This is a genomic window from Roseivivax sp. THAF30 (genome assembly GCF_009363575.1).
In the GTDB taxonomy this organism is placed as follows: Bacteria; Pseudomonadota; Alphaproteobacteria; order Rhodobacterales; family Rhodobacteraceae; genus Roseivivax; species Roseivivax halotolerans.
This window is the reverse complement of record NZ_CP045389.1, coordinates 3,311,356-3,328,628: the sequence shown is the minus strand read 5'-3', so window position 1 is coordinate 3,328,628 and position 17,273 is coordinate 3,311,356. Positions and strand designations below refer to the sequence as shown.

Below are 17,273 nucleotides of genomic sequence, written 5' to 3'. Positions count from 1 at the left end.
GAGAGGCCCCGTGACCACGGGTCAGATCATCTCGGGTATCGGCCATGGGGTCCTGATCCTGTGGGTTCTGTTCGGCGGGCTGTTCCGACCGAACCCGGACCCCGTGCGGGTTCAGGACGTCTCTGTCCTGTCCGAAGAAGATTTCGCGGCGCTCTCGCAGCCGTCCGCGCCGCCCGAGGCCGCCGAGGAGATCGACGCGCCGCCCGCGCCCGAGACGGAGGAAGCTCCGCCGCAGCAGCCGACGCCGGAAAGCGTGCGCCCGCCGCAGGCCCGTCCCGAGCCGACACCCGAGCCCGAACCCGAAACGCCGCCTGAGCCTGTGCAGCCGACGCCGCCAGCCGAGGTGACCGACAGCGTGCCGGAGCTGCCTCAGCCCGAGCCCGAACCTGAAAGCACCGCGCCGGACGTCGCCGACACCCCGACACCCGAATTCGCCCCGCGCGTCGCGCCCGATCCCGTGCCGCAGCCTGAACCGGATGCACAGGTTGCCGAAGACGTGCAGGACAGCGTCTCCCCCGATGCGGACTCGCCTGACACGGCAGAGGTGGAAGAGCAGGAAGCCACGCAGCCCGAGGCCGCGACAAGCGAGATCGTGACCGAGGCCGAAGAGCCTGCGCGCGCGCCCGACAGTTCGATGCGCCCGCAGACCCGGCCGAACAGGCCGACGCCGCAGCCGGCTCCGGAACCGGAGCCCGAAACGCAGCCCGAAACGCAGACGGCCGAGACATCGGAGCCCGAGCCCGAACCCGCCCCCGAACCGGCGCCCGATCCAGAGCCCGCGCCTGAAAGCCCCGATGGGGTAGAAGCCGCGCTCGCCGAGGCGCTTGGCGGCGGCACGACGGACCCGCAGCCGGATCTGCCGACCGGGCCACCTCTCACTGGCGGCGAGCGCGACGCGCTTCGGGTGGCGGTCCAGCGCTGCTGGGTGGTCGATGTCGGCAGCCAGGCCGCGAACGTGACGGTCGTGGTCGCCATGCGAATGGAGCAATCGGGCCAGGTCGTGAGCGACTCGCTGCGGATGATCGAGTCGTCGGGCGGCGACAACCAGGCCGCGCAAACTGCCTACCAGGCCGCCCGACGCGCGATTCTGCGCTGCCAGGGAGATGGCTTCCCGCTGCCTCCCGAGAAATACGCGCAATGGCGCGAGATCGAGATGGTCTTCGATCCATCCGGCATGAGGCTGCGCTGATGGGCGGCCTCGCGTCTTTGTCTGTTTTGTCCCTTCCGCCCGCGCGATATGGTCGCCCGAGCGCATCCCTCCCGAGGAAAGGCACGCCGATGAAACTCATTCTCTCCTGTCTCATGGCGCTGACGCTTGTCATCTTTGGCGCCCCGTCCCAAGCCCAGGACGGCCCGCTCCGGATCGAGATCACCGAAGGCTTGATCGAGCCCTTGCCCTTCGCCGCGCCGACCTTCGTGGCCGAAGGCGCGCAGGCGCAGCAATACGCCCAGGAGATCACGCAGGTCGTGCGCAACGATCTGACGGGGACAGGGCTTTTTCGACTGATCTCTCAGGATGCGTTCATCAGCCAGATCACCAGTTTCGAAAGCCCGGTGCAGTTCGCCGATTGGCGCGCGATCAACGCGCAGGCGCTCATCACCGGCGCGGTCAGCACGGACGGGGCAGGGCGCGTCGTCGTGAAGTTCCGCGTCTACGATGTCTTCGCCGGAACCGAGCTCGGCCAGGGGATGCAGTTCGCGGGCACCGCGGACGGGCTGCGACGGATGGGTCACAAGGTCGCCGACCAGGTCTATTCGCGGATCACCGGCGAAGGTGGTTACTTCGATAGCCGTGTGGTCTTCGTTTCGGAAAGCGGGCCCAAGGATAATCGGGCCAAGCGGCTCGCGATCATGGATTACGACGGCGCGAACCTGCAATACCTGACCGACAGTTCGTCCATCGTTCTCGCGCCGCGGTTCTCACCGAACGGAGACCGGGTGCTCTACACGAGTTACCAGAGCGGCGAGCCGAGGGTGCATGTGCTCGACGTGGGCTCTGTCCAGAGCCGCATCCTGCCCTCGCAATCAGGCACGATGAGCTTCTCGCCGCGTTTCGCGCCGAACGGTCAGCGTTTGCTCTATTCTGCGACGAACGGGGCGAACACAGACATCTACTCGATGGAAATCGCGACCGGACAGGCGGCGCAGATCACGACGGCGCCCTCGATCGAAACCGCGCCCAGCTTCTCGCCGGATGGCAGCCAGATCGTTTTCGAGAGCGACCGCTCGGGCACGCAGCAGCTTTACATCATGCCCGCTGGCGGCGGCGAGGCGCGACGGATCTCGTTCGGGGAAGGGCGTTACGGCACGCCGGTCTGGTCGCCGCGCGGCGATCTCATCGCATTCACCAAGCAGAATGCGGGCCGTTTCCACATCGGCGTGATGCGGACGGACGGTTCGGAGGAACGCCTCCTGACGGCTTCGTTCCTCGACGAGAGCCCGACCTGGGCGCCGAACGGGCGCGTTCTGATGTTCAGCCGCGAGACGCAAGGGGAAACCGGCTCCTCGGCCCTCTACTCGGTGGACATTTCCGGGCGGAACCTCAAGCGGGTGACGACGCCGTCGGGCGGGTCCGATCCCAACTGGGGACCGCTTCAATGACGTCACTGGCGGAGCGAGGGGCCAGCCCCTCGCGCTCCCCGGAGTATTTTTGGCCAGATCATGGGGAAAGAACGCGAGCCGAAGCGGCCGACGATTCCCTTGGGCCGGTGGCTGTGGTAGCCTTCCGGCAAACAAAGAGCAGGACCTAGAACATGCGTATCACGACATTCACGAGCCTTGCGCTCATTGCGACGATCGCCATCGCCGGCTGCACCCGCGCGGACCGTTTCGGCGAGGGGGCCGATGGCGCCGGCGGGGCTGGCGGAATGGCCGGTGCCAACGCGGGCGTCGTTCCGGGCAGCGCGAACGATCCCACCTCGGCGGCCTATTTCAACCAGACGATCGGCGATCGCGTGCTCTTCGCGGTCGACCAGTCGACGCTGAGCCCGTCGGCGCAGGACACGCTTCGCCAGCAGGCGCAATGGCTGACGTCGAACCCGTCCTACCAGGCGGTGATCGAGGGCCACGCGGACGAGCAGGGTACACGCGAATACAACCTCGCGCTCGGCGCGCGGCGCGCGAATGCCGTCATGGAATACCTTGTCGCCCAGGGTGTTGCGGAAAGCCGTCTGCGCTTCGTCTCCTACGGCAAGGAGCGGCCCATCGAGGTCTGCTCGACCGAGAGCTGCTACATGCAGAACCGGCGCGCGGTGACCGTCATCGCCGGCGGCGCGCTGAGCTGATCCGATGATCCGCGCCGTCTTCCTTTCCTTCGCGCTTCTCGCCACGCCTGTCGCCGCACAGGCGCAGGACGGCGAGACGCTGGCTGACATCCGGCAGGACCTGTCGGTCCTGAATTTCGAGCTGCAGAAGCTCCGGCGCGAATTGTCCACGACCTCGGGCTCGGACGTACAGGTCGGCGGCGGCACCATCGACCGGGTGAACACGATCGAGGCCGAGCTTCAGCGTCTGACCTCGCGGACCGAGGAGCTGACCTTTCGCATCGACCGCGTGGTGCAGGACGGCACGAACCGGATCGGCGATCTGGAGTTTCGTCTCTGCGAGCTCGAGGACGACTGCGATATCGGCAGCCTCGGGGAGACACCGTCGCTCGGAGGCACCGCGCCCGCCACAGGCGGCTCCGGCGATCTCGGCGATGTGCCCACCGATGGCACGGCGACGCCCTCCGATATCGAGGTGGGCCCGGGCCCCGCGCCGGCGGAAGGCAGCGCGGCATCGGGCGGCGACAGCCTTCCGATTGCAGGCGGCGCACAGCTTGCCGCCGCCGAAGAGGCCGATTTCCGCGAAGCGCAAGCGGCCTTGAACGAGCAGAACTGGCAGGCGGCGGCCGATGCCTTCGCATCGTTCCGCCAGACCTATCCTGGCGGCCCGCTCGATTCCGCGGCGCTTCTGGGCCGGGGGCGAGCGCTCGAGGGGCTGGGGGACACGCGCGAGGCCTCGCGCGCCTATCTCGAAGCCTGGAACACCTATCCCGACGCGCAGACCGCGCCGGAAGCCCTGTTCCTTCTCGGACGCGGGCTTGGCCGGCTGGGCTCCACCCAGGAAGCCTGCGTGACGCTGTCCGAAGTTGCGACGCGCTATCCTGGTAGCGACGCGGTGGGACGCGCCCAGCAGGAACGCCAATCCCTCGGCTGCCAGTGAATCACGCCCCGTCGCTCGACGATAGGTTCGCCGCGGCGATGGGGCAGCTCCTCGGGCCGGATTTCCCGAGCGAGATCGGGCTCGCCGTCTCTGGCGGTGGCGACAGCATGGCGATGCTCTCGCTCGCGCATAATTGGACACGGGCCTGGGGCGTGGGCCTTCGGGTCGTCACCGTCGATCATGGCTTGAGGCCGGGCTCCGCCGACGAAGCCCGCCTCGTTGCGGAGGAATGTCGGGTTCTGGGCTGGCCGCACGATGTGCTGACATGGAAAGGCTGGGACGGGCAGGGCAACCTTCAGGATGCCGCCCGCCGTGCGCGGCTTTCCTTGATCGATGCCTGGCGCGGCGGAATGCGCGATGTCCTGTTCGCCCATACGGCTGACGACCAGGCCGAGACGATCCTGATGCGCCTCAGGCGCGGATCCGGTGTCGAGGGGCTCTCGGGCATGGCGATGGTCCGCCAGGCGAGCGACATGCGAATCTTGCGCCCTCTCCTGAACGAGCGCCGGGAGACCCTGCGCTTCCATTTGCGCGTGCTGAGGATGCCTTTCGCGGACGATCCTTCCAACGATGACGATCGCTTTGAGCGGGTGCGCCTCCGGAAGCTGCTGGCGGCGCTCGACGAGGAAGGACTTGGCGTGGAGGCGCTGACGCGGACGGCGGCGCGGATGCAGCGCGCGCGTGCCGCGCTCCGGGCGCGGGCAGCGGAGGTGGCGAGCCGGATCGCGACGGAGGAGTGGGGGCAGGTCGTGATCGCGCGCGACGGCTTCGCCGACATCGAACGGGACACGCAGATGCGGCTTCTCGCCGCCGCGCTCCAATTTGTCGCGGGCTCGGAATATCGCCCGCGCGCCGAAGCTCTCGAAGCGCTTCTGGACTCGTGCCTCGGCGGGAGGGGCGGCACGCTCGGCGGGGCGCTTTTGCGGATCGATGGTGCGGCGCTGCGTATCCAGCGCGAACCAGCCCGGCTCGAGAGCCTCGCGACGCGCGTCGGGGACGGTGCGCTCTGGGATGGGCGATGGCATGTGGAAAGCCTGGATTTGCAAGGGTTTGAGGTGCGCGCACTCGGCTCGCTCGGATGGTCGCAGGTTCCCGACAAGCCGGAACACGGCCCGCGCTTCCACGACGCGCTGACGCTGCCTGCGATCTTCGACGAGGGCCGGCTTGTCGCCTGTGCCGCCCTGTCCTTCGGACCGGCACATGTCTGCCGCGCCATTGCCCCTGCTCACAGCTTCGCCGCCTTCATCTCGGCGCATTGAACGAATAGGCGACATGCCTATGTTACACGCAACGCGGCTGTGATAGAGCCGCGCCAAGGTTTCGTGGGAGATTATCCTTGAACAACGCGCGCAATATCGCCTTCTGGGTCGTGCTATTCTTGCTCGTCCTGGCGCTCTTCAACCTCTTCTCGGGAGGCAATTCCACGCTTCAAAGCCGGGAATCGACCTATACCGAATTCGTGCAGGCGGTTGAGGACAACTCGGTCTCGTCGGTTACGATCGACGGCGAACAGGTGCGCTACCGCACGTCGGACGGCACCGATCACGTCACGATCAAGCCCGAAGATGCAGAGGTCACGAACCTGCTTGTCGACAACAACGTGCCGGTGCGCGCGGAGCCTCAGGAGCAATCGGGCTTCCAGTCCTTCCTGATCTCGCTCCTGCCGTTCCTGCTGCTGATCGGTGTCTGGATCTACTTCATGAACCGGATGCAGGGTGGTGGCCGCGGCGGCGCGATGGGCTTCGGCAAGTCCAAGGCAAAGCTCCTGACTGAAAAGCATGGCCGCGTGACCTTCGACGAAGTCGCGGGCATCGACGAGGCCAAGGAAGAACTCGAGGAAATCGTCGAGTTTCTCCGCAACCCGCAGAAATTCTCGCGTCTTGGCGGCAAGATCCCGAAAGGCGCCTTGCTTGTCGGCCCTCCGGGCACGGGTAAGACACTGCTGGCGCGCGCCATCGCGGGCGAGGCAGGCGTGCCCTTCTTCACCATCTCGGGCTCTGACTTCGTCGAGATGTTCGTCGGGGTGGGTGCATCCCGCGTGCGCGACATGTTCGAGCAGGCCAAGAAGAACGCGCCCTGCATCGTCTTCATCGACGAGATCGACGCGGTCGGCCGCAACCGTGGCTCCGGCTACGGTGGCGGCAACGATGAGCGCGAGCAGACGCTGAACCAGCTTCTGGTGGAGATGGACGGCTTCGAGAGCAACGAGGGTGTCATCATCATCGCGGCGACGAACCGCCGTGACGTTCTCGACCCCGCGCTTCTGCGTCCCGGCCGCTTCGACCGCCAGGTGACGGTGCCGAATCCCGACCTCAAGGGCCGGGAGAAGATCCTCGGCGTTCATGCCCGCAAGACACCGCTGGGGCCGGACGTGGATCTGCGGATCATCGCGCGCGGCACGCCCGGTTTCTCCGGCGCGGATCTTGCCAACCTCGTGAACGAGGCGGCGCTCATGGCGGCGCGCGTCGGTCGCCGCTTCATCACGATGGTCGATTTCGAGAACGCCAAGGACAAGGTGATGATGGGTGCCGAGCGCCGCTCCATGGTCCTCACCGCCGACCAGAAGGAAAAGACCGCCTATCACGAGGCCGGTCACGCCATCGTCGGCCTGACGCTTCCGCAATGCGATCCGGTCTACAAGGCGACGATCATCCCGCGTGGCGGCGCTCTGGGCATGGTGGTCTCGCTGCCCGAGATCGACCGGCTGAACTGGCACAAGTCGGAATGCGAGGAAAAGCTCGCCATGACGATGGCCGGCAAGGCGGCCGAGATCATCAAGTATGGTGACGGCAACGTCTCGAACGGCCCGGCCGGGGACATCCAGCAAGCCTCCGCGCTTGCACGGGCGATGGTCCTGCGCTGGGGCATGTCGGACAAGGTCGGCAATATCGACTACGCAGAAGCCCACGAGGGTTACCAAGGTAACACTGCCGGTCTGTCGGTGTCCGCCCATACCAAGGAACTGATCGAGGACGAGGTTCGCCGCTTCATTCACGAAGCCTATGAGCGGGCGTACCAGATCCTGACCGACCGCAAGGAAGAATGGCAGCGTCTTGCAGAGGGTCTTCTCGAATACGAGACACTGACCGGCGAAGAGATCCAGCGCGTCATCAAGGGTGAGCCGCCGCACAAGGGTGACGACGAAGGCGGCGCGGCCGCTCAGGAGGACAAGCCCTCGGTCACGGCGATCCCGAAGACCAAACCCAAGGCCAAGCCCTCGGGCGATCTGGAACCCGAACCCTCTGCATGAACGCGCCGCGCGATACAGGCGATTGGGACCCCGGAACCTATCACAGGTTTCGGGGTCTGCGTTTGCGACCCGCTCTCGACCTTCTGCGCTCCGTCGGGCCGTTGCCAGAGGGCGACGTGATCGACCTCGGCTGTGGATCCGGGGCCGTGGGCCCCGCGCTGGGGCAATTGAGACGCCGCGTTATCGGTGTCGACACGAGTCCGGCCATGCTCGATCACGCGCAACGCACGGGCTGTTACGCCGCGACCGAGAAAATGGATCTGGCGGAATGGCAGCCGGAGACGCCGCCCGCGATGATCTTCGCCAATGCCGTCCTGCACTGGGTGCGGGATCACGACACTTTGATGCACAGGCTCGCCAGCCAACTCGCGCCGGGTGGCGTGCTGGCGGTACAGTTGCCGAACCAGAATCGCGCGCCCTCGCATCGGCTCTGGCTGCAGATCGCTGACGAGATGTTCCCTGACCGGATCGACCGTGACCGGCTTCCCTCGATCATGCTGCCCGCCGAATACCACCGCCTTCTGCGGCCTCTCGGGCAAGTGACGATCTGGGAGACGGAATATTACCAGGAGCTTGCGCCTGACGCCGAAGGCCATCCGGTCCGCCGCTTCACCGAGGGGACTTACGCGCGCCCGATCCTTTCGGCCCTGTCCAAGGAAGAGCGCACACAGCTCATCACCGCCTATGAGAGCGCGATCAGCAAGGCCTACCCCGAAAGCGCACGCGGCACCGTGCTGTTCCCCTTCCGCCGCCTGTTCCTGACGCTCGAGGTCTGATGGCGATGCCCGCGCTCGCACCCACCGATTTTTCCGCGCGGATCGTCTGGCTCGGGCGTGTCACGTCCGAAACACAACGCATCCGTTCGGAGCCCAACACCGAGATCGCGCTCGATTGGGACGGGATACCGGGCGACACCCATTCTGGGCTCAACCGGCCGTCCTGTTCGCGCCTTCTGTCGCAATACGCGCGCGGCACGGAGATCCGGAACGTGCGGCAGCTCGCTATCATGTCCGAAGAAGAAGTGGCCGAGATCGCGCAGGAGATGGGGCTTGAGACCTTACAGCCCGAATGGCTCGGTGCATCGCTCGTTGTGTCCGGTCTGCCCGATTTCTCGCATCTGCCGCCGTCGTCCCGGCTGCAGCTCGAGGATGGCGGTATGCTGGTCGTCGACATGCAAAACCGCCCCTGTCAGCTTCCCGCGCGCGAGATTGCAGAGGATCATCCGGGCGAGGCCAAGAGGTTCAAGGCTGCGGCGAAGGGTCGGCGCGGCGTGACAGCCTGGGTGGAGCGGCCGGGCGTGCTCCGGCTCGGTGAGAGCCTGCGCCTGCATGTGCCGGACCAGCGGCCCTGGGCGGGCCGCGCGACGTAGCGCGCGGCGAAGGTGGAGCGATCCTCGGGGCGAGCTTGAGGAAGACGGTCTTTACCGTGTCGGCACGGGCTCGTCGCCGCGATAATCGTAGAAGCCGCGCTTCGTCTTCCGGCCGAGCCAGCCCGCCTCGACGTATTTCGACAGAAGCGGGCAGGGGCGGTACTTCGTATCGCCGAGCCCGTCATGCAGCACGTTCATGATCGCAAGGCAGGTATCGAGCCCGATGAAATCAGCAAGCTCGAGCGGGCCCATCGGATGGTTCGCGCCCAGCTTCATCGCCTCGTCAATGGAGCGGACGTTTCCGACGCCTTCCAGAAGCGTGTAACAGGCTTCGTTGATCATCGGCATCAGGATGCGATTGACGATGAAGGCGGGGAAGTCCTCGGCGCTGGCGGCCGTCTTGCCGAGCTTGTCGACCACGGCCAGGCAAGCCTCGTAGGTTTCCTGATCGGTGGCGATCCCGCGAATGAGCTCCACGAGGCTCATGACCGGCACCGGGTTCATGAAGTGGAAGCCCATGAAGCGTTCCGGCCGGTCCGTCTTCGATGCGAGCCGCGTGATCGAGATGGAGGACGTGTTCGAGGTCAGGATCGTCTCCGGCTTGAGCGATGGCACGAGCGTTTCGAAGATCTTGTTCTTCAACTCCTCGCGCTCGGTCGCGGCCTCGATCACGAGATCGGTCTCTCCGAGATCGGTGAGGGTTTCGGTCGTGCGGATCCGCGCCATCGCCGCGTCGCGGTCTTCGGCGGCGATCTTCTCGCGGCTGACCTGCCGGTCGAGATTCTTGCGGATCGTCGCGACCGCCTTTTCCAGCGCCTCGCCACTGATATCGTTCAGAAGGACGTCATATCCAGCCACGGCCATGACATGCGCGATGCCGTTGCCCATCTGACCCGCGCCCACGACGCCGACACTCTTGATTTCCATGGACTGCCTTTCCCTCTGACCGGTGGAAGCTTGGCCCCGTCTCGCCCGGATCACAAGGGCGGTGCAACCGGGATTCGCGCGCATTCGAGCTTTAACCGATCCGCAAGGGAATCGGCGCAGCCTGCGTATCGGGTGAGAAATGGGTGTGAGATATGTATGCCACCGAGATTCGGGGCGGGCTGGACTATGCCCCGTGCCGTTATGGCAAAAGCCGCGTGACCTGCAGAGGGCCGAAAGCGCCGGAGACGGGCTATATCGCCTGCCTCGGCGGTACGGAAACATTCGGGCGCTTCGTACCCGATCCTTGGCCTGTGCTTCTCGGCGACGGTCTTGAACGGCCGATCGCGAATTTCGGGCAGATCAATGCCGGGCTCGATCTATACCTGAACGATGCTGTCATCGCTGGGCTCGCAGCCTCGGCGGATGCGGCGGTCCTGCAGGTGATGGGTGCGGCGAACATGTCGAACCGGTTCTATTCGGTGCATCCGCGCCGGAACGATCGCTTCGTGAAAGCCTCCGATACCTTGCAGCGCCTCTATCCGGAGGTGGATTTCAGCCAGATCAGCTTTGTCGGCGCGCTCATCGCCACCTTGATCGAGGCGGATGCGGAGCGGTTCGGCTTCGTGATGCGCGAGGTTCAGACTGCCTGGGTCGCGCGGATGAAGAAGCTGCTCGACAGCCTCAGTGGGCCTGCATGGCTCTTGTGGATGGGCACGGCGCCGCCGCCCGAGGCGATGCCGCTCGACTACGGGATCGGGCGTGAGCCTGCATTCATCACGCGCGACATGCTGGATGCACTGGAGCGGCGAATCCGGGGCTGCATCGAGGTCGTCGAGCCGCCCGATCACGCGTCGACCGAGGGTATGGTGTTCTCTGAATTCGACGCGGTGATCGCGCGGCAGATGCTCGGCGTGGCGGCGCATGAGCGCGCGGCAGACGCGCTGAGCGCGGCCATGATCGAGACGGTCTCGCAATGAAAAAGGCCCGCCAGGTGAGGCGGGCCTTCGAGCTTGAGTGATCGCGCGGATCAAAGCTTCTCGGTCAGTTCCGGCACGACATCGAAGAGATCGCCGACGAGGCCATAATCGGCCACCTGGAAGATTGGCGCTTCTTCGTCCTTGTTGATCGCGACGATGACCTTGCTGTCTTTCATACCCGCAAGGTGCTGGATCGCCCCCGAAATGCCGACCGCGATATAGAGATCGGGCGCGACGACCTTACCGGTCTGGCCGACCTGCCAGTCGTTCGGGGCAAAGCCCGAGTCGACCGCGGCCCGCGATGCGCCGACCGCCGCGCCGAGCTTGTCGGCGAGCTTCTCGACGATCGCGAAGTTCTCTTCCGAGCCGACGCCGCGGCCTCCCGAGACGACGATACCCGCCGAGGTAAGCTCGGGGCGGTCGCTTTCGGCAACCTTGTCCTTGACCCACTCGGACAGCGCCGGATCGTCCGCTTTCGCCACATCCTCGACGGGCGCGGCGGATTGCTCGCCGGCGGCGTCGAAGGTCGACGTGCGGATCGTCAGCACTTTCTTGGCGTCCTTGGATTTCACCGTCTGCACCGCGTTGCCGGCGTAGATCGGGCGTTCAAAGGTGTCGGCATCGACAACACCGGTCACGTCCGTCAGCACCATCACGTCCAGCAGCGCCGCGACGCGCGGCAGAATGTTCTTGGCATCCGTGGTCGCGGGCGCGGCGATGTGGTCGTAATCGCCCGCGAGAGAGACGATGAGCGCCGCGACCGGCTCGGCGAGACGGTGACCATAGAGGTCATCCTCGGCGACGAGCACCTTGGCGACGCCCTCGATCTTGGCGGCCTCTTCGGCGGCTGCTTTGGCCGACGCACCGACCGCGAGAAGCGTCACGTCTCCCAGATCCTTGGCAGCGGTGACGGCTTTCGAGGTCGCGTCGAGCGACAGCGTGCCGTCGTTGATTTCAGCAAGCAGAAGAACGGCCATTACACGACCCCCTTGTCTTTCAGCTTCGTCACGAGCTCGTCGACCGAACCCACCATTTCGCCCGCGGCGCGCTCCGGCGGCTCCGAGGTCTTTACGACCTCGAGGCGAGGCGCGGCATCGACGCCGTAATCCTCGGGCGTCTTCTCCTCGAGCGGCTTCTTCTTCGCCTTCATGATGTTCGGAAGCGACGCATAGCGCGGCTCGTTGAGGCGCAGGTCGGTGGTGACGATCGCGGGCAGCTTGACCTTGATGGTCTGCAGGCCGCCATCGACCTCACGCGCGACCGTGGCGTGATCGCCGTCGATCTCGAGCGAGTTGGCATTGGTCGCCTGCGCCCAGCCGGTGAGCGCGGCCAGCATCTGGCCGGTGGCGTTCAGATCGTTATCGATCGCCTGTTTGCCGCAGATCACGAGGCCGGGCTCTTCTTCCTCGATCACCTTGGCGAGGATCTTGGCGACGGTCAGCGGCTCGATGTCATTGTGAACGTCGTCGGTCGCGGTGACGAGGATCGCGCGGTCCGCGCCCATCGCGAGACCGGTCCGCAGCGTCTCCTGCGCCTGCTTGACGCCGATGGAGACGACGATCACCTCTTCGGCGGTTCCGGCTTCCTTGAGGCGGATTGCCTCTTCGACCGCGATTTCGTCGAACGGGTTCATCGACATCTTGACGTTGGCGAGATCGACACCCGATCCGTCCGCTTTGACGCGAACCTTCACGTTGTAGTCGATCACACGTTTGACAGGCACGAGTACCTTCATCGGCGTGAAACTCCCTTGGTGACGGCATGGACGAGCCCATGCCCTGTGACTTCCCGGTGAGAGATAGCGCCTCGTGACGCGCTCTGACAGGGGGAAATCGACACATCGGTGCCGCTGAACGTCGCGTTTTTAGCCGAAATGGCCCTGTTTCGTTGCACTCCGCGCAAGGTTCAGTCGCAGATGCGCTTGAGATCGCGGAACGCATCGGGATTCAGCAGGGGGCGTGGTTCGAACCCGTCCGGCGTGGCCTCGTCCGCGGCCACGATGCGGTCGTCGAGCTCGGGATGGGACATGAAATGAGACATGATCCGGGGCGGCTCACCGCCCATTTCGCGAAAGCGCTCGAACATCGCGCCAAGCGCGTTCGGCGCGATCCCGGCATTGGCGAGCATGTCGTGAGCATAGGCATCCGCGCCGATCTCGGCGGCCTGGCTGTATTGGGCCTCGATCAGCTGGTTGGCGAGGAACAACACGGCCGCGCCACCGGCAAAATCGCCGAAGATCAGCCCCAGAACCCCGATTGAGCCCGCCGAGCGCAAGGCGTGCCGCGTCGGGTCTCGACTGACCACGTGCCCGACTTCATGGGCGAGGACGGCGGCAATCTCCTCGGCACTGCCCGCTTCCTCGATCAGACCTCGGAAGAGAACGACGAAACCGCCGGGCAAGGCAAAGGCATTGACCATCTCGTGGTCGAGAACATGCACCGACAGCTCCTGCGGCAGTTCGGCCCCTTCGGCCAGACGGTCCCGGATCGTGTTCAGCGCCGCCAGCCCGGCCGGATCGTCGCAGAAGGCGACCGGCCCCGGGGCGCCCGGATCGAGCGCACCGCGGATCTGTTCGAGCGTCACTTCGCCCAGAGCCCGCTCGCCTTCAGGCGGAATGAATCGGGCGAGCTGATCGGCCATGAGCGGCACCAGCCCGAAGATGATGAGCGCGACCGACGCGAGAGCGGCCACCGCCCAGCCCGCGATGCGGCCGCGATTGGTCACCGGCGCGCGGCGGTGGCGATAGGGCAGGCGCGAGGCAAGACTCTGGTCGGGCAGGACGAGCCGCGTCACCGGGTCGTCCTTCAGACGCAGTACCATGATGTCGCCGCCCGCCTGGTCGGGCACGTGGCGGATGTCTCGGAACGGCCAGGACAGGCGTGGTCCTGCGCCGTCGATCCAGAGCGCCTGCGCGGGCTCGTCGATGCCTAGCTGAACGGGGCGCGGCTCTGGCGTGATGCCGTCGAAGAACGTCGCCTCGCTGCGCCAGCTGTCAGGTGTCGGGCCGACCCGGAGGATCGTGCTCATAGCGATGCCCCCACATCGAGCGCCTCGGCAAAGCCTTCGGCCTGCTCCGCGTCGTCGCGCGGACGCTGACGCAGCGCGCGCAGGTCATCGGCGTTCAGGATGGCGAGATTGAGCGCGAAATGCCGCATCGTCGGCATGGTGACGAAGACATGGGTGAAGGCGGACCACATCAGGAAAATGGTGAAATAGAGCGCGAGCGAAATCGCCACCAGCGCCACGCGCGGCACAGCCCCAAGTTCCGGGATCGGGGCGTCGATATCCATCTCGGCCAGCAATTCGAGAGATTGGACGCCGAGAAGCGCGATGCCGAGTACGCTGAACGGTATCAGAAGGATCGCGACCGTCGCGGCGTATCCCAGACCCTGGATCACCAGAACGCGCATGGCGCTCGGATCGAAGGCGAGGCGCATATCGCCAAGCCGTTTGGTTTCGGTCAGAAGGCGCAGGCTCTCGATCCTGTAGAAGACGAGGCCGTAGAGTCCCGACGCAAATGCCGCTGCTGCCAGCGGTGCGCCGAGTTGCGCGTCCGAGGCGAACGCCGCTGCCGCACAAAGTGCCAGTGCCAGCGCGACCGCGATCCAGCGCAGCGCGGGGTAAAGCATCGTCCAGCGGCCCTCCTGCACCATGCGGGCATTCCCGTAGAAGGTCCGGTCTGTCTTGTATTTCTCGAGCCAGAAGGTCATCCGCGGCCAGAGCAGGCCAAGGCTGAGGATCGTGAGCGTCCAGTGGGTGAGGGCGCGAAACGCGTACCCCCATGCGCCGGGTTCGAGGCCGAAGCGCAGCCCCCGCCAGCGGGTGCGCGCGAGGACATAGCGGCGCGCGCGGTACTGCGCGTAGAACCAGAGCGGGATCACGCCCACGAGGCTCAGCGCATAGGCCGCGACGTTCCCCTGGAAGAGCGAGAAGCTCAGGAACATCAGGATCAGGTTCACGATGCCGATATAGAAGGCGAGGATCACCACCGCGATCAGGAAGCCGAGCAGTTTCTCCCACGGGTCGCCCACATATTCGAGCGGGTGCCCGCCCGGACGGATCGCCGACCAATACCAGCGGCGCAGGCGCGTCTTCATCCAGAAGCGATAGATGCCGAGCGTGAGGACGGTCAAAAGGCCTGTCTTGACCGCAAGCCAGAGAAGCGGGCCGCGCCGCCCGACGAAATCCGTCTTCAGCGCGCCGTCAGGTAAACTTGTTGTCTCTCGGGAAGCCGCGCGGCGCCATGCGCCCGGCGCTGGCGCGCTTGGCGATCCACTCGTCAAGCTCGGGCCGCTCGACGGTGCGGGTGCGTCCGGCGGGGTCGCGCCATGCGAGGCCTTCCCCCAGGGTGAAGGTCTTGGCATCCGACAATCCCCCGTCCTTGTATTTCTGGAGCCTGACGCCCTTGCCACGTCCCATTTCAGGAAGCTCGTCCAGCGGGAAGACGAGAACCTTGCGGTTCTCGCCGACGACGGCGACGGCGTCGCCCTCGACGGGTCGGACGATCCGCGCAGCGACATCGCCGCGCACGTTCAGCACCTGCTTGCCGGCGCGGGTCTGCGCGACCACCTCGTCCTCGGGGACCACGAACCCATCGCCCGCCGACGAGGCCACCAGCAGTTTCCGCCCCGGCTTGTGGACGAGAATATCGAGGATCTCGGCTTCGTTCGGCAGATCGACCTGCAGGCGCAGCGGCTCACCCATGCCGCGACCGCCGGGCAGGGCAGAGGCCTGCATCGTGTAGAAGCGCCCGTTGGAGGCCGCGACCAGAAGCCGGTCGGTGGTCTCGGCATGGAAGGTGAAGCGCGGCCCGTCGCCATCCTTGAACTTCAACTCGCGGGCGAGGTCGATATGGCCGGTCATCGCGCGGATCCAGCCCATCTGGGAGCAGACGACCGTGATCGGCTCGCGTTCGATCATCGCCTCGATGGGCACGTCCTCGACAGACGTCGCCTCGGCGAAATCTGTGCGCCGCGCGCCGCCGGGATAGTCCTTGCCGAACGCCTTCTTGGTCTCTTTCAGCTGGTCGGAAATGCGGGACCATTGCAGATCCTCGCTCTCGAGCAGGTCTTCGAGACCGGCGCGCTCTTCCATGAGGCGATCGCGCTCGGCGACCAGCTCCATCTCTTCGAGACGGCGCAGGGAGCGCAGGCGCATGTTGAGAATCGCCTCGGCCTGCGCCTCGGTGAGGCCCAGCTCGTCTCCTTCGCTGCTCGGCGGTGGCGGCACGTAGTCCTTCTCGGACGTGGCGCGCACGTGATCCTTGCCCCAGTCCTCGCGGCAGAGCGCGGCCTTGGGATCGTCGTCGTAGCGGATGATGTCGATCACGCGGTCGAGGTTCAGGAACGCGACGATCAGGCCTTCGAGCACCTCGAGACGGTGGTCGATCTTCTCCATCCGGTGCTGCGAGCGGCGGATCAGAACTTCACGGCGGAAATCGATGAAGGCGCGCAGCACCTCCTTGAGCGAGCAGACCTGCGGCGTGACCCCGTCGATGAGCACGTTCATGTTCAGGCTGAACTTAACCTCGAGATCGGAATGCTTGAACAGCATCCCCATGAGGATCTCGGGCTCCACGTTCTTGGAGCGCGGCTCGAGAACCATTCGCACGTCTTCGGCGCTTTCGTCGCGGATATCGGCGAGGATCGGGACTTTCTTGGTCTGGATAAGCTCGGCCAGCCGCTCCACCAGCTTCGATTTCTGCACCTGGTAGGGGATCTCGGTCACGACGATCTGCCACTGGCCTCGGTCGAGCCGCTCGACGTTCCACTTGGCGCGCAGCCGGAAGGAGCCGCGACCGGTGCGATAGGCCTGCGCGATGCTTTCGGGCGGCTCCACGAGTGTGCCGCCGGTCGGGAAATCCGGCCCTGGAATGTAGTTGAGGAGCGTGTCGTCGCGCGCATCCGGCGTCTTGATGAGATGCAGGCAGGCATCCACCAGTTCGGAGATGTTGTGCGGCGGGATGTTCGTCGCCATGCCGACCGCGATGCCGCTCGCCCCGTTGGCCAGAAGATTCGGGAAGGAGGCGGGCAGGGCAACGGGCTCGGTCAGGGTGCCGTCATAGTTCGCCCGGTAATCGACCGCGTTCTCGTTGAGCCCGTCGAGCAGCGCTTCGGCCACGACCGTCAGCCGCGCCTCGGTGTAGCGCGAGGCTGCCGGGTTGTCGCCGTCGATATTGCCGAAATTGCCCTGTCCGTCGACCAGGGGGTAGCGCACCGCGAAATCCTGCGCGAGACGGGCCATCGCATCGTAGATCGCGGCATCGCCGTGCGGGTGATAATTGCCCATCACGTCGCCCGAGATCTTCGCTGATTTGCGGAATCCCCCGGTCGAGGACAGGCGCAGCTCCCGCATGGCAAAGAGAATCCGCCGGTGCACGGGCTTTAGCCCGTCGCGCGCATCGGGCAGCGCACGGTTCATTATCGTCGACAGCGCGTAGGTCAGATACCGCTCGCCGATCGCGCGCCGCAGCGGTTCGGCCACATCGCGAGGGTTCATATTGGGGTCGAGCGCGTCATCATCCATAGATCCGGTGATACCGCCGGGA

At 65.8% G+C, this 17,273-nt stretch carries 15 protein-coding genes; 9 read left to right on the top strand and 6 right to left on the bottom strand.

Annotated features, from left to right (window positions below):
- Positions 1 to 10 precede the first annotated feature (10 nt).
- From FIU91_RS16125 to FIU91_RS16090, 8 genes are all read left to right on the top strand, one after another.
- A complete protein-coding gene (locus FIU91_RS16125) occupies positions 11 to 1,189 on the top strand; it encodes a cell envelope biogenesis protein TolA (RefSeq protein WP_152463254.1) in 1,179 nt (392 codons plus the stop codon).
- Between the two features lie 89 nt (positions 1,190 to 1,278).
- Positions 1,279 to 2,601, top strand: a complete 1,323-nt coding sequence (gene tolB / locus FIU91_RS16120; protein ID WP_152463253.1) for a Tol-Pal system beta propeller repeat protein TolB — start codon at positions 1,279 to 1,281, stop codon at positions 2,599 to 2,601.
- 152 nt (positions 2,602 to 2,753) lie between these two features.
- The gene (gene pal, locus FIU91_RS16115) at positions 2,754 to 3,284 is read left to right on the top strand and encodes a peptidoglycan-associated lipoprotein Pal (RefSeq protein ID WP_093008778.1); all 531 of its coding nucleotides are present in this window, start codon (positions 2,754 to 2,756) and stop codon (positions 3,282 to 3,284) included.
- 4 nt (positions 3,285 to 3,288) lie between these two features.
- Positions 3,289 to 4,203, top strand: a complete 915-nt coding sequence (locus FIU91_RS16110) for a tetratricopeptide repeat protein (RefSeq protein WP_152463252.1) — start codon at positions 3,289 to 3,291, stop codon at positions 4,201 to 4,203.
- Entirely contained in the window at positions 4,200 to 5,462 is a 1,263-nt protein-coding gene (gene tilS / locus FIU91_RS16105) for a tRNA lysidine(34) synthetase TilS (RefSeq protein WP_254701987.1), read from the top strand. Before FIU91_RS16110 ends, tilS begins: the two co-directional genes overlap by 4 nt.
- A 77-nt stretch (positions 5,463 to 5,539) precedes the next feature.
- Positions 5,540 to 7,453 carry an ATP-dependent zinc metalloprotease FtsH gene (ftsH, locus tag FIU91_RS16100; protein WP_093008776.1) on the top strand — a complete coding sequence of 638 codons (1,914 nt, stop codon included), beginning with the start codon at positions 5,540 to 5,542 and terminating at the stop codon, positions 7,451 to 7,453.
- Positions 7,450 to 8,229: a methyltransferase domain-containing protein gene (locus tag FIU91_RS16095; RefSeq protein WP_152463250.1), complete on the top strand. Its 780-nt coding sequence runs from the start codon at positions 7,450 to 7,452 to the stop codon at positions 8,227 to 8,229. Before ftsH ends, FIU91_RS16095 begins: the two co-directional genes overlap by 4 nt.
- Before the next feature lie 5 nt (positions 8,230 to 8,234).
- Entirely contained in the window at positions 8,235 to 8,822 is a 588-nt protein-coding gene (locus FIU91_RS16090; RefSeq protein WP_152463760.1) for an MOSC domain-containing protein, read from the top strand.
- A gap of 51 nt (positions 8,823 to 8,873) precedes the next feature.
- On the opposite strand, the gene FIU91_RS16085 is transcribed toward FIU91_RS16090, so the two are convergent.
- A complete protein-coding gene (locus tag FIU91_RS16085) occupies positions 8,874 to 9,749 on the bottom strand; it encodes a 3-hydroxybutyryl-CoA dehydrogenase (protein ID WP_152463249.1) in 876 nt (291 codons plus the stop codon).
- A 152-nt stretch (positions 9,750 to 9,901) separates the two neighbouring features.
- Here FIU91_RS16085 and FIU91_RS16080 point away from each other — a divergent pair, with 152 nt between their 5' ends.
- A complete protein-coding gene (locus FIU91_RS16080; protein WP_152463248.1) occupies positions 9,902 to 10,726 on the top strand; it encodes a DUF6473 family protein in 825 nt (274 codons plus the stop codon).
- A 50-nt stretch (positions 10,727 to 10,776) separates the two neighbouring features.
- On the opposite strand, the gene FIU91_RS16075 is transcribed toward FIU91_RS16080, so the two are convergent.
- The 5 genes from FIU91_RS16075 to FIU91_RS16055 all read right to left on the bottom strand — a co-directional run bounded on the left by FIU91_RS16075 (position 10,777) and on the right by FIU91_RS16055 (position 17,251).
- Positions 10,777 to 11,703, bottom strand: coding sequence for an electron transfer flavoprotein subunit alpha/FixB family protein (locus FIU91_RS16075; protein ID WP_093008772.1), 927 nt, complete (start codon positions 11,701 to 11,703; stop codon positions 10,777 to 10,779).
- Positions 11,703 to 12,461 (bottom strand): electron transfer flavoprotein subunit beta/FixA family protein, encoded by a 759-nt coding sequence (locus FIU91_RS16070; protein ID WP_093008771.1) that lies wholly within the window; start codon positions 12,459 to 12,461, stop codon positions 11,703 to 11,705. Before FIU91_RS16070 ends, FIU91_RS16075 begins: the two co-directional genes overlap by 1 nt.
- A gap of 170 nt (positions 12,462 to 12,631) precedes the next feature.
- Positions 12,632 to 13,753, bottom strand: coding sequence for a M48 family metallopeptidase (locus tag FIU91_RS16065; RefSeq protein ID WP_152463247.1), 1,122 nt, complete (start codon positions 13,751 to 13,753; stop codon positions 12,632 to 12,634).
- Positions 13,750 to 14,859, bottom strand: coding sequence for a DUF898 family protein (locus FIU91_RS16060; RefSeq protein WP_254701986.1), 1,110 nt, complete (start codon positions 14,857 to 14,859; stop codon positions 13,750 to 13,752). The genes FIU91_RS16065 and FIU91_RS16060 overlap by 4 nt, the downstream gene beginning before the upstream one ends.
- A 70-nt stretch (positions 14,860 to 14,929) precedes the next feature.
- Positions 14,930 to 17,251, bottom strand: a complete 2,322-nt coding sequence (locus tag FIU91_RS16055) for a DNA topoisomerase IV subunit A (protein WP_152463246.1) — start codon at positions 17,249 to 17,251, stop codon at positions 14,930 to 14,932.
- Positions 17,252 to 17,273: the final 22 nt, after the last annotated feature.

Excerpts from the sequence above, each read along its gene's own strand:
- tolB (WP_152463253.1), top strand. The coding sequence starts at position 1,279 with ATGAAACTCATTCTCTCCTGTCTCATGGCGCTGACGCTTGTCATCTTT.
- pal (WP_093008778.1), top strand. The coding sequence starts at position 2,754 with ATGCGTATCACGACATTCACGAGCCTTGCGCTCATTGCGACGATCGCC.
- FIU91_RS16070 (WP_093008771.1), bottom strand. The coding sequence starts at position 12,461 with ATGAAGGTACTCGTGCCTGTCAAACGTGTGATCGACTACAACGTGAAG.
- FIU91_RS16085 (WP_152463249.1), bottom strand. The coding sequence starts at position 9,749 with ATGGAAATCAAGAGTGTCGGCGTCGTGGGCGCGGGTCAGATGGGCAAC.
- FIU91_RS16065 (WP_152463247.1), bottom strand. The coding sequence starts at position 13,753 with ATGAGCACGATCCTCCGGGTCGGCCCGACACCTGACAGCTGGCGCAGC.
- FIU91_RS16095 (WP_152463250.1), top strand. The coding sequence starts at position 7,450 with ATGAACGCGCCGCGCGATACAGGCGATTGGGACCCCGGAACCTATCAC.
- FIU91_RS16110 (WP_152463252.1), top strand. The coding sequence starts at position 3,289 with ATGATCCGCGCCGTCTTCCTTTCCTTCGCGCTTCTCGCCACGCCTGTC.
- FIU91_RS16075 (WP_093008772.1), bottom strand. The coding sequence starts at position 11,703 with ATGGCCGTTCTTCTGCTTGCTGAAATCAACGACGGCACGCTGTCGCTC.
- FIU91_RS16080 (WP_152463248.1), top strand. The coding sequence starts at position 9,902 with ATGTATGCCACCGAGATTCGGGGCGGGCTGGACTATGCCCCGTGCCGT.
- FIU91_RS16055 (WP_152463246.1), bottom strand. The coding sequence starts at position 17,251 with ATGGATGATGACGCGCTCGACCCCAATATGAACCCTCGCGATGTGGCC.
- FIU91_RS16090 (WP_152463760.1), top strand. The coding sequence starts at position 8,235 with ATGCCCGCGCTCGCACCCACCGATTTTTCCGCGCGGATCGTCTGGCTC.